Annotated in this window: 10 protein-coding genes; all 10 read left to right on the top strand. The window is 68.9% G+C overall.

All coding sequences use genetic code 11. The annotated features are described in order from the left end of the window. Positions 1–375 precede the first annotated feature (375 nt). The 10 genes from rpsB to AC08ON_RS05000 all read left to right on the top strand — a co-directional run bounded on the left by rpsB (position 376) and on the right by AC08ON_RS05000 (position 11,478). A complete protein-coding gene (rpsB, locus tag AC08ON_RS05045; RefSeq protein WP_011437957.1) occupies positions 376–1,245 on the top strand; it encodes a 30S ribosomal protein S2 in 870 nt (289 codons plus the stop codon). 265 nt (positions 1,246–1,510) lie between these two features. Further along, complete coding sequence (locus tag AC08ON_RS05040; RefSeq protein WP_476606637.1) at positions 1,511–2,125, top strand: translation elongation factor Ts; 615 nt, start codon at positions 1,511–1,513, stop codon at positions 2,123–2,125. Positions 2,126–2,401: 276 nt separating this feature from the next. Further along, positions 2,402–2,959, top strand: a complete 558-nt coding sequence (gene frr / locus AC08ON_RS05035; protein ID WP_476606636.1) for a ribosome recycling factor — start codon at positions 2,402–2,404, stop codon at positions 2,957–2,959. A gap of 138 nt (positions 2,960–3,097) precedes the next feature. Continuing rightward, a complete protein-coding gene (locus AC08ON_RS05030; RefSeq protein WP_476616536.1) occupies positions 3,098–4,024 on the top strand; it encodes a phosphatidate cytidylyltransferase in 927 nt (308 codons plus the stop codon). Between the two features lie 101 nt (positions 4,025–4,125). Beyond that, positions 4,126–5,391, top strand: coding sequence for a dual-specificity RNA methyltransferase RlmN (gene rlmN / locus AC08ON_RS05025; RefSeq protein ID WP_476606634.1), 1,266 nt, complete (start codon positions 4,126–4,128; stop codon positions 5,389–5,391). Beyond that, complete coding sequence (locus tag AC08ON_RS05020) at positions 5,372–6,691, top strand: CE1 family esterase (protein WP_476606633.1); 1,320 nt, start codon at positions 5,372–5,374, stop codon at positions 6,689–6,691. The genes rlmN and AC08ON_RS05020 overlap by 20 nt, the downstream gene beginning before the upstream one ends. Before the next feature lie 161 nt (positions 6,692–6,852). Beyond that, the gene (dxr, locus tag AC08ON_RS05015) at positions 6,853–8,133 is read left to right on the top strand and encodes a 1-deoxy-D-xylulose-5-phosphate reductoisomerase (protein WP_476606632.1); all 1,281 of its coding nucleotides are present in this window, start codon (positions 6,853–6,855) and stop codon (positions 8,131–8,133) included. A 31-nt stretch (positions 8,134–8,164) separates the two neighbouring features. Next, positions 8,165–9,349: a M50 family metallopeptidase gene (locus AC08ON_RS05010; protein ID WP_476606631.1), complete on the top strand. Its 1,185-nt coding sequence runs from the start codon at positions 8,165–8,167 to the stop codon at positions 9,347–9,349. 109 nt (positions 9,350–9,458) lie between these two features. Then, a complete protein-coding gene (gene ispG, locus AC08ON_RS05005) occupies positions 9,459–10,613 on the top strand; it encodes a flavodoxin-dependent (E)-4-hydroxy-3-methylbut-2-enyl-diphosphate synthase (protein WP_011437949.1) in 1,155 nt (384 codons plus the stop codon). A 13-nt stretch (positions 10,614–10,626) separates the two neighbouring features. Continuing rightward, on the top strand, positions 10,627–11,478 hold the full coding sequence (locus AC08ON_RS05000) for a GNAT family N-acetyltransferase (RefSeq protein WP_476606630.1): 852 nt from the start codon (positions 10,627–10,629) through the stop codon (positions 11,476–11,478). Positions 11,479–11,514: the final 36 nt, after the last annotated feature.

Here is an 11,514-nt window from a genome sequence, read left to right as displayed (position 1 = left end):
CGGACCGGCCTCGTCCACGGTGCGGCGTTTTGACGCCGTTGGGTAGACCGGCCGTGTGATCTGTGGATAACTCCCGCCGCGTGCTGTCGATGCCCGCGCTCTGTGGACATCGCCGGCCGGTCCGTTGATCCGATCCGCTGTGGTAGTCCGATGGATCCTCGTGCCCGGCGGGTATCATCGATCGCAGGGCCCGTCCACCGGGCCCAGTTCGCACGCCCACTTCCGATGATCCGGATCGGATCATCGGAAGGGTCTCCTCGGTCCGCCGCACAGCGGCGGCCACGACCAACCGGGCGTCAGGGGCTGCCGTCGTCAGATGGCGCCGTCACAACCGAGGCGTTCCGGCCCAGGCCGGGCGGGAAGGAGCGACGTCTGATGGCCGTCGTCACCATGAAGCAGCTGCTGGAGAGCGGTGTGCACTTCGGGCACCAGACCAAGCGCTGGAATCCGAAGATGAAGCGGTACATCTTCACCGAACGTAACGGCATTTACATCATCGACCTGCAGCAAACACTGTCCTACATCGACCGCGCCTACGACTTCGTCAAGGAGACCGTGGCGCACGGTGGGACGGTCCTGTTCATCGGGACGAAGAAGCAGGCCCAGGAGGCAATCGAGGAGCACGCGGCCCGGGTCGGAATGCCGTACGTCAAGGAGCGGTGGCTCGGTGGTATGTTGACCAACTTCTCCACGGTCTACAAGCGTCTTCAGCGGCTCAAGGAGCTCGAGGAGATCGAGGTGACCGGCGGTACCGAGGTGCGCACGAAGAAGGAGCAGCTCGTGCTGACCCGGGAGAAGGTCAAGCTGGAGCGCACTCTCGGCGGTATCCGCGACATGAGCCGGGTGCCGAGCGCGGTGTGGGTCGTCGATACCAAGAAGGAGCACATCGCCGTCGGTGAGGCCCGCAAGCTCGGCATTCCCGTCGTGGCGATTCTCGACACGAACTGCGACCCGGACGAGGTCGACTACCCGATCCCCGGTAACGACGACGCGATCCGCAGCGCTGCCCTGCTCACCCGGGTAGTCGCCGATGCGGTCGCGGACGGTCTGATGGCCCGCGCGGGCGCCTCGAGCTCTGCCGATGCCAAGCCCGAGCAGTCCGCGGGTGAGGAGCCGCTCGCCGAGTGGGAGCAGGCCCTGCTGCGTGGTGAGGCACCAGCCGAGGCCCCGGGTGCGGTGGAGCCGGCGACGGCGGAGCCCGCGGACGGGACACGGCCGGACGCCGCGGTCGGCACCGCGGTCTGACCCGCTACCGCGTCTCATTCGCCTGCGGTGGTGGCGATCGACCAGCGGTGACATTGTGTGAGGATGACGGTGGTTCCCCGAGTCGGGTCGGGGACCACCGCTCCCGAATGTCAGGCCTGGTTCCGGTGGTCGGACCCGTGCACCGGATCGGGCGCGCAGCCAGGGCCGCTCGGGCGGGCGCTCCCGCGGCGCCCGGAGGGCACCGCGGGGCCGGGGCCGACAGAACTACGACAGCATCCAGACCCACACCGACGAGAAGAGCACCATGGTAGAGATTTCAGTCGCTGACATCCGGAAGCTCCGGGAGCTCACCGGCGCTGGGATGAGCGACGTCAAGAAGGCGTTGGTCGACAACGCCGGGGACTTCGAGAAGGCGAAGTCCTGGCTGCGGGAGAAGGGCAAGGCGCAGGTCGCCAAGCGTGCGGCACGCAGCGCCGCCAACGGTCTGGTCGAGTCCTATCTGCACCGGACCGACCCGCAGCTCCCGCCCACCCTCGGCGTGCTCGTCGAGCTTCGCTGCGAGACGGACTTCGTGGCCAAGACCGAGGACTTCAAGCAACTCGCCCGCGATCTCGCGCAGCACATCGCCGCGGCGGACCCGCTGTACGTCACCGCCGAGCAGATCCCGAACGAGGTCCTCGAGGCGGAGCGAAAGATCTACGAGGCCGCGGCCCGCGAGGAGGGCAAGCCCGAGCAGGCGATCGCGAAGATCGTTGAAGGGCGCGTCAACGGGTATGTGAAGAGCAGCGTGCTGCTTGACCAGCCATGGGTGAAGGACGGCAAGGTGACCATCCGAGCTCTGCTCGACCAGGCCGGCGCGTCACTGGGTGAGAAGATCGAGGTCGGTCGGTTCTCCCGGTTCAACATCCGCCAGGCCTGAGCGTCGTCGGACCGCCGGCTCCCTGATCGGGTGGCCGGCGGCCGCCGGCTCCGAGGCTTCTCGGTGGGTGCGGTGTCGGCCCAGGTCGGCGGGACGTCGTGGTAGGGCACACTGCAGGCGGCGGCTGTGCGATCATCGGTCAGGCGAATCCGGGACCGGGCGGGACGGCTTCGCCCCTGGGACGACGAACTCGGCTGCGCTCGGCCGAACCGCGGTGATGACAGGACCGGCGCCCGGTGGACGCCGGCGGACCAGGAACAGACGGAAGGAAATGCGGTGATCGACGACACGCTTCTCGAGGCCGAGGAGAAGATGGAGAAGGCGGTCTCGGTCGCCAGGGAGGACTTCGCGAACATCCGCACGGGGCGTATCACTCCCGCGGTCTTCTCCAAGATCCTGGTGGACTACTACGGTGCTCCGACACCGGTGCAGCAGCTCGCGTCGTTCCACATCCCGGAGCCACGTATGGTGATCATCACGCCTTACGACAAATCGTCCCTGGGAGCGATCGAGAAGGCCGTGCGTGCTTCCGATCTCGGGGTCAACCCGAGCAATGACGGCACCATCATCCGGTGTGTTTTTCCGGAGCTGTCCGAGCAACGGCGTCGCGATCTTGTCAAGGTGGCTCGGACCAAGGCCGAGGAAGCCCGGGTGAGTATCCGCAACGTCCGACGTCACGCCAAGGACACGATCGATCGGATCGTGCGGGACGGCGATGCCGGCGAGGACGAGGGCCGGCGGGGTGAGAAGGATCTCGACGAGGCAACTCACCGATACGTCGGACAGGTGGATGAACTTCTTCGGCTCAAGGAATCGGATCTTCTCTCGGTTTGATCATTCCCGCGTCCGTTCTCGATACCGGCCGCTCGCTCCGATGTTCGGTTCTCATGGTCTCGGAACCGCCTGGACGGTCCCCGGATCCGCGCATGACGCATACGCGATGCGGCGGTCGCTGCCCACGGCCGGGCAGCCATGACAACTGTCGACGGCCGCGCGGTGGCTGAGTCCGGGCCGTCCGGGTCATCCGCGCCGCCGGGATCCTCGCCTGGGTCCGGTAATCACGGCCGGCCCGCCGGGACGGTGTCCCGGCCCTCACGTGCCGGCCGCAATCTGCCGGCCGCCATCGGTGTCGGCGTCCTTCTCGGTGCCGTCATCCTCGTTCCGCTGTTCACTCTGCGGGTGATTTTTGTCGGGGTGATCAGTGCCGCGATGGCCCTGGGCACCCACGAGGTGGTCCGCGCGATCCGACTGACGCAGGTACGGGTTCCCCTGCTTCCCCTGGTTGCCGGGGCGGCGGCCATGCCGGTCGTCGCGTACGCCGACGGGACCACCGGCCTGCTGCTGACTCTCGCCGGCACCATCGGCGTGGCGGCGCTGGTCCGTGCTTTCGGGCCATCCACGGGTCTGCTCCGCGACGTCGCCGGCGCCGCGTTCGTGGCCGGCTACATCGGCTTTCCGGCCGGCTTCGCCGCGCTGCTCACCGAACCCTCCGATGGTCGCTGGCGAGTCGTCGCCTTTCTGGGAACGGTGGTGGCCAGCGACGTCGGTGGTTACACGGCTGGTGTCCTCTCCGGCGGTCGGCACAAGATGGCCCCCACCGTCTCCCCGGGGAAGTCGTGGGAGGGATTCGCCGGTTCGGCGGTGACCTGTGTGATCGTCGCCGGGATCGTGCTGGCCTGGCCGCTGGAGGCCGAGGCCTGGCAGGGCGTTCTGCTGGGGCTGGCGGTCGCGTGTACCGCGACGATCGGCGACCTGGGTGAGTCTCTGCTCAAGCGCGACATCGGCATCAAGGATATGAGCAGCCTGCTGCCCGGCCATGGTGGCCTGATGGACCGTCTGGACTCGTTGTTGTGCACCGCCCCGGTCGCCTGGCTTCTGATCACTTCCTTCCTGAACTGATCGGAACCGGGTCCAGTCGACCGGTCTCGCCTCTCGTAGGCCCCTTCGGACAGATCCGTGCATTCGTCTCGGTCGCGGTCACCTGGCAGACTGGATCCGCGATGACTGCCACGACCGCCGAATCCGGACGTCCGGACCAGCCCCCGACCGCCGAGGCGGGCCGGCCCGTGCGGCTGACGCTCACCCGGCGAGCGGGCCGAGCGCCGCGTCACCTCGCCGACCTGACCCGGCAGGAACGGCGTGACGTCGCGGTGTCGCTGGGGCAGCCGGCCTTCCGCGCCGATCAAGTGGCCCGGCACTACTATGCGCGGTTGATCGCCGCCGATGAGCCCGAGGCGATGACCGACCTGCCGGAGCGGGACCGCCAGCCGCTCCTCGACGCCCTGCTGCCGAGGCTGCTCGTCCCGGTGCGGACGCTGAGCTGCGACGACGGTCTGACCCGCAAGACGGCATGGCGGACCGTGGACGGCGCTTCTCTCGAGTCTGTGATCATGAGATATCCGGATCGCGCGACGGTCTGTGTGTCGAGCCAGGCGGGCTGCGGCATGGGCTGCCCGTTCTGTGCCACCGGTCAGGGGGGGCTGGCCCGAAACCTGTCGACCGCGGAGATCGTCGAACAGGTCGTGCACGCCGCCCGGGTTCTCCAGCGCCGTGAGCTCGCGGGCGGCGAGACCAGGTTGTCGAACGTGGTCTTCATGGGGATGGGCGAGCCGCTGGCGAACTATGCCGCGGTGATCGCCGCGCTACGCCGCCTCACCGCTCACCCCCCCGAGGGCCTGGGCCTGTCGGCTCGCGGCCTGACGGTCAGCACTGTCGGCCTCGTTCCGGCGATTCGTCGTCTCGCCGGAGAGGGCCTGCCGGTGACTCTGGCGGTGTCCCTGCACGCCCCGGACGACGTTCTGCGGAACGAACTCGTCCCCATCAACACCCGTTGGCCGGTGGTCGAGGTGCTCGCGGCCGCCTGGGAGTACGCCGAGGTGACCGGCAGACGGGTAAGCGTCGAGTACGCGCTGATCGACGGGGTCAACGATGACGTGGGACGCGCCGACGCCCTCGCGGACCTGCTCGTCGGCCGGCTCGCGCATGTGAACCTCATTCCGTTGAATCCGACCGGTGGATCCTCGTGGCGCGCCAGCGCCCCGGCCGGCCAGCGCGCGTTCGTCCGCAGGCTCCGGGACCGCGGCATCGTGACGACGGTGCGCGACACCCGGGGCCGGGAGATCGCGGCAGCCTGCGGACAGCTCGCGGCCGAGCCGGCCGGGAAGCCGGAGCGGACGGACCGGCCGGAGCAGCTCGGATCCGACCGTCTCGTCGAGTTCGGTGCCGTGGGGAGCACGACGCCTGACGGTGACCGTGTCCTTCGGTAGTCCGACGAGTCGACGCCGGGGGGCCTCCCGGCCGGGTATCCGGGCGACGAACACCGTATGGCTGCCGATCACGGCCGCCGCCGGAGTGTTGCTGCTGCTCCTGTGGTACGCGATGTCCCAGGAGCCGGGGCCGGCGAAGACCTCGGCGACCCAGGCCGCTCTCGGGGCATCCGGCGGTCGTGCCGCCGTGGCGTCGGCCATACCGTTGCCCACGGTCCCACCGCCCCCCGAGAGCGGCTGCGTCACCGGGAAGACCCTGCCGTCCGGGATCGGTACCCGCGCGCTGCGGGTGGGAGGAACCGAGCGCGGCTACGTCCTCGCCGTACCGACCGCGGGTCCACGGGCCAGGCCACTACCACTGATCTTCAATTTCCATGATCTGAATCAGACGCCGGAAGATCTGGAAGCGTACACGCGGCTCGCCGATCAGGGGACGAAGGCGGGCTTCGTGGTCGCCGCCCCGATCGGGACGCAGGGGCGGTGGAACTTCACCAGATCGAAGGCGGTGGGACCCGACGACGTACTCTTCGTCGGCGCGCTGCTCAACGACCTCGTTGGTCAGATGTGCCTGGACGCGGGACGCGTCTTCGCCGTGGGCTACGGGGACGGCGCGAACATGGTGCTCACGCTGGCCTGCGCGCTGCCGGGCCGTCTTGCGGCGGCGGTGACCGTCGGGTCGAGCGTGCTGCCCGGCTCCTGCGCCAAGCCCGCCACCAACGTCCTGGAGATCCATGGGACCTCGGACCAGATCGCACCGTATGCCGGCGGAGGTGCTCCGCGACCGGCCCCCTTCACCGGGGTCGTCGCGCAGCCCGTGGAAGACCGGCTCACCCGGTACGCCTCCGCTCTGGGCTGCGGCGGAGCCCGCCAGACCTCCCGGGACACGGCCGCCTGGCAGCGCACCGTGTGGAGCGGCTGCCCAGCCGGCCACGATGTCGGACTGTTAGCCATGCAGGGCGCGGGGCACACCTGGCCGGGGGCGCAGGCACGCCCGGCGCTGGGTCCGACCTCCGTCAGCCTGAGTGCCACCATTGTGGCGTTGACCTATTTCGGTTACACGCCTACGCCCGCGACAAGTGGCCTGCCCGGTCCCGCCGTCTCCGCCGGTCCCGCCGGCCCGGGCGTCGCCACCAGTCCGACTCCCGCGGCACCGTCGACTGGATCCTCCGGACCCGCCGCATCCTCCGGACCTGCCACCACGCCGGCGTCGCCCGCCGCCCCGGATGCCACCCCCCGTGCCGAACCGTCCGGGCAGCCGGCAGCCGGCGCCACACCTTCTTCCTCACCCGGCCGGGGATGAGTAGACGTCGCAGCCGTCGTCGACGTGACCGACCGGGCCGACGTGCCACCCCGATCGGGGTGGCCGATCGGGGTGGGCGGCAACCGCAAAGTCCTGCCCACCAGACCTGACGAAACGTAGTTGTCACTGGACCCATTGCGCATCTTCGGGTGGCACCTGTCATGAACCGAACAGGGCGGTGTCGAGCGGTCGGTGGGCCTGAGAGAATAGGTGACGTGGTGGAGGCTTCGATCCTGCGTGAGGTTGTCCTGCTCGGGTCCACCGGTTCGATCGGAACCCAGGCAACAGATGTCGTACGCCGCAACCCGCAGCGGTTCCGGGTGGTGGCGTTGATGGGCGGCGGGTCCCGGGTGGACCTGCTCGCCGCTCAGGCACTGGACCTCGGCGTCCAGGCCGTGGGAGTGGCGGCGGCCTCGGCCGCTCAGGACCTCCAGCTGGCCTTCTTCGCCGAGGCGTCGCGGCGGGGTTACCGTCGGGGTGAGTTCCCCGTGCCAAAGATTCTCGCCGGTCCCGACGCCGCGAGCGAGATCGCGGCGTGGCCATGCGACATCGTCCTCAACGGCATCACCGGCTCGGTCGGGTTGGCCCCGACGCTCGCGGCGCTGGCCGCCGGCCGGACTGTGGCGTTGGCGAACAAGGAATCGTTGGTCGCCGGGGGGCCGTTGGTGCTCGACGCGCTCGGTGGCGACCCCGACCGCCTGGTGCCGGTGGATTCCGAGCACTCCGCACTGGCGCAGTGCCTGCGTGGCGGGCGGCGGGACGAGGTACGCAAACTGGTGTTGACCGCCAGCGGAGGTCCCTTCCGCGGGCGCCGCCGCGACGATCTTGCCGCCGTTACCCCGGAGCAGGCGTTGGCCCATCCCACCTGGGACATGGGACCCCTGGTGACGATCAACTCGGCGACCCTGATGAACAAGGGGCTCGAGCTGATCGAGGCGCACCTGTTCTTCGGGGTTCCCTACGACGACATCGAGGTCGTCGTGCACCCCCAGTCGTTGGTGCACTCGATGGTCGAGTTCACCGACGGCTCGACGATCGCTCAGGTCTCCCCGCCGGACATGCGACTGCCCATCGCGCTGGCGCTCGGCTGGCCGGACCGGGTGGCGCAGGCACAGCCGCCGATGGACTGGTCGCGGGCGCAGGCGCTTACCTTCGAACCGCTGGACGAGGTGGCGTTCCCGGCGGTGGAGCTCGCGCGCACGGCCGGGCGGCGCGGCGGCACCGCCCCCGCGGTCTTCAACGCCGCGAACGAGGAGGCGGTGGCGGCCTTCCTCGCCGGGCGGCTGCCCTTCATCCGTATCGTCGACCTGGTGGCCGAGGTCATCGCCGAGCACGAAGTGATCGATCATCCCACCGTGGAGGAGGTGTTCGCCACCGAACGAGCCGCGCGGGCGGCTGCCGGGCGGCTGATCCGGCGCGAGACCGAACGGGACACGGTATGAGCCGCCCCCCCGGCGCCGAGGGGGCGGTCTGATGGAGCTTCTCGGCATTGCGGCGTTCGCACTGGCCCTGCTGGTGTCGGTCGTCGCGCACGAGGCCGGGCATTTCGTGACGGCCCGGCACTACGGCATGAAGGCTTCCAAGTTCTTCGTCGGTTTCGGGCCGACCATCTGGTCCCGGCGGCGGGGGGAGACCGAGTACGGTGTCAAGGCCATTCCGGCCGGCGGTTTCGTCAAGATCGAGGGGATGACTCCGCTCGAGGAGATCGATCCGGCCGATGAACCCCGCGCCTTCCACAATGCGCGGGCGCGGGCCCGGCTCGTGGTCATGTCGGCCGGTTCCTTCGTGCATTTCGTCATCGCCATCGTGCTGGTCTACGGAGTGCTCGTTGTCCTGGGCACGACCACGATCAGCGAGTCGAGGGTCGGCGCGACGAGTTGCGTCGCCACGACCGCGACTTGTTCCGGACCGGGGCCGGCCGCGGCGGCCGGTCTGCGGCCGGGTGACCGGATCGTCAGCTTCGGGGGAGTTCCGGTCACGACCTGGACGCAGTTCACCCGGCAGGTGCGTGCGCACGGAGCGGGGCCTGCGGTGATGGTCGTCGAACGGGACGGCCGCACCCTCACTCTCACGCCGAACCTGGTGGAGGTCCGGCGTGATCGGGAGACCGGGCAGGCGGGCGACGACCGGGTCGGCGCCTTGGGCGTCAAACCGGGAACCGAGACAGTGCACTACAACCCGATCGAAGCGGTGCCCCGCACCTTCGATGTCATCGGGTCCGGGTTCACCGGTATGTACGAGACGCTGACCCGCCGGATCGGTGATATCGGTAATATCTTCAGCGACAACCGCGACCCCCAGGGTTTCATCAGCGTGGTGGGAGCGGCGCGTATCGGCGGTGACGTGGTCTCGGCCGAGGGCAGTTCGGCTGTGGACCGGGTGCGGAACCTTCTCATTCTGGTCGCCGCGATCAATCTCGCGGTCGGAATTTTTAACCTGTTGCCCCTACTTCCGTTGGACGGCGGTCATATTGCCGTGCTGGGCTTCGAGCAGGCCCGGCATGGTCTACGCAGGCTCCGGGGTTATCGCGGTCCGGTGCAGAAGGTGGATTTCGCCAAACTGTTACCAGCCACGTACGCCACGGTCGTCGTACTGCTCGGGTTCAGTCTGCTTGTCCTGTCCGCCGACATAGTCAATCCTATTCGTCTGAATCGGTAATTTCGTATGAATATGCGCGACGGTGTGCCATTCTGCCCTGCCTCCTGCAGCCGACAGGCCGAGTCAGTCGCACGTCGATCTTCGTCTCCGATTCGCCAGTGAGGACAACGTGACCGTAACTCTGGGCATGCCAACCGCTCCGGCCCGTCCGCTCGGCACGCGGCGGCACAGCCGGCAGATCCACGTGGGCAACGTCCTGGTCGGGGGTGACGCTCCGGTCTCTGTTCAGTCGATGTGCACCACGTTGACGTCGGACGTCAACGCCACGCTGCAGCAGATCGCACAGCTGACAGCGTCGGGATGCCAGATCGTCCGGGTCGCGGTGCCAAGCCAGGACGACGCCGACGCCCTCGCCGCGATCGCCCGCAAGTCCCCGATCCCAGTGATTGCCGATATCCACTTCCAGCCCAAGTACGTCTTCGCCGCGATCGACGCGGGCTGCGCCGCGGTCCGGGTCAACCCCGGCAACATCAAGGCTTTTGACGACAAGGTCGGAGAGATTGCTCGCGCGGCGAAGGCCGCCGGCGTTCCGATCCGGATCGGGGTCAACGCGGGTTCGCTCGACAAGCGGCTGTTGGCGAAGTACGGCAAGGCCACGCCGGAGGCGCTGACGGAGTCGGCCTTGTGGGAATGCTCGCTGTTCGAGGAGCACGACTTCCGCGACATCAAGATCTCGGTGAAGCACCACGACCCGGTCGTCATGATCCAGGCGTACCGGCTGCTCGCCCAGGCCTGCGACTACCCGCTGCACCTCGGTGTCACCGAGGCCGGACCGTCCTTCCAGGGCACGGTCAAGTCCGCGGTCGCCTTCGGGGCCCTGCTCGCCGAGGGAATCGGTGACACGATCAGAGTGTCGCTGTCGGCACCGCCGGTCGAGGAGGTGAAGGTCGGCACCGCGATCCTGGAGTCCCTGGGACTTCGGCAGCGTAAGCTCGAAATCGTATCCTGCCCTTCCTGCGGTCGGGCTCAGGTCGATGTCTACACCCTTGCCAATCAGGTCAGCGCCGGTCTCGAGGGCATGGAGGTCCCGTTGCGCGTCGCCGTCATGGGCTGCGTCGTGAACGGGCCGGGCGAGGCCAGGGAGGCCGATCTCGGCGTCGCATCCGGGAACGGCAAGGGTCAGATCTTCGTCCGAGGTGAGGTCGTGAAGACCGTTCCGGAGGCGCAGATCGTGGAAACCCTCATTGAGGAAGCCATGCGGCTGGCCGAGGAGATGGCGGCGGACGGCACCCCGTCCGGCGAACCCTCGGTTTCCGTAGGTTAACCGGTTCGACCGGATGGGCCTACCTCTGCGGTCCGCGCCGACCCGTCTGCTTGACGACAGGGATCTTCCGGCCGTCCGCGAGCTCTTGGCCCGCAACCCGGTCGCCGATATGTTCGTCGCATCTCGGGTCGAGGCGGCGGGGCTCGACCCGTGGCGTCTCGGCGCCGAGATGTGGGGGCACAGCGTGGACGGCCGCTTGGTCGCCCTGTGTTATTCCGGCGCCAACCTCTGGCCCGTGGCGGCGGGCCCCACCTCGGCGAGACTGTTCGCCGAGCGGGCCCGCCGGCAGGGACGGCGCTGCTCGTCCATCGTCGGCGTCTCCTCCTCGGTGACGGCGATGTGGAAGCATCTGGAGCCGACCTGGGGGCGGGCCCGAGAGGTACGGGCCGACCAGCCCCTGCTGGTGCTCGACCGCCCGCCGCGGGTCGCCCCCGATCCGGCGGTGCGTCCGGTGCGCCCGGACGAGCTGGACGTCATCCTGCCGGCCTGCATCGCCATGTTTACCGAGGAGATCGGGGTGTCCCCGGTGCTCGCCGACGGCGGCGCCCTTTACCGCGCCCGCGTCGCCGAGTTTGTCGGTCAGCGGCGTTCCTTCGCCCACATCGCCGACGGCCGGGTGCTGTTCAAGGCCGAGATCGGCGCCGTCGCGGGCGACGTCTGCCAGATCCAGGGCGTCTGGGTCGACCCGGCGCTGCGTGGGCGCGGCCTCGGCGCCGCAGGAACCGCGAGCGTGGTCGCGCTGGCGCGGGCCGCCTTCGCCCCGCGGGTCAGCCTGTACGTCAACGACTTCAACCATGCCGCCCGCCGGGTCTACGACCGGGTGGGCTTTCAGCGGGTCGGGACCTTCGCGTCGATCCTGTTCTGAGATCGATCCTGTTCTGAGGTCGATCCCGGTCGGGTG

The organism is Frankia sp. CoWAU3 (assembly GCF_977971855.1).
This window is presented reverse-complemented; position numbering and strand designations above follow the sequence as displayed.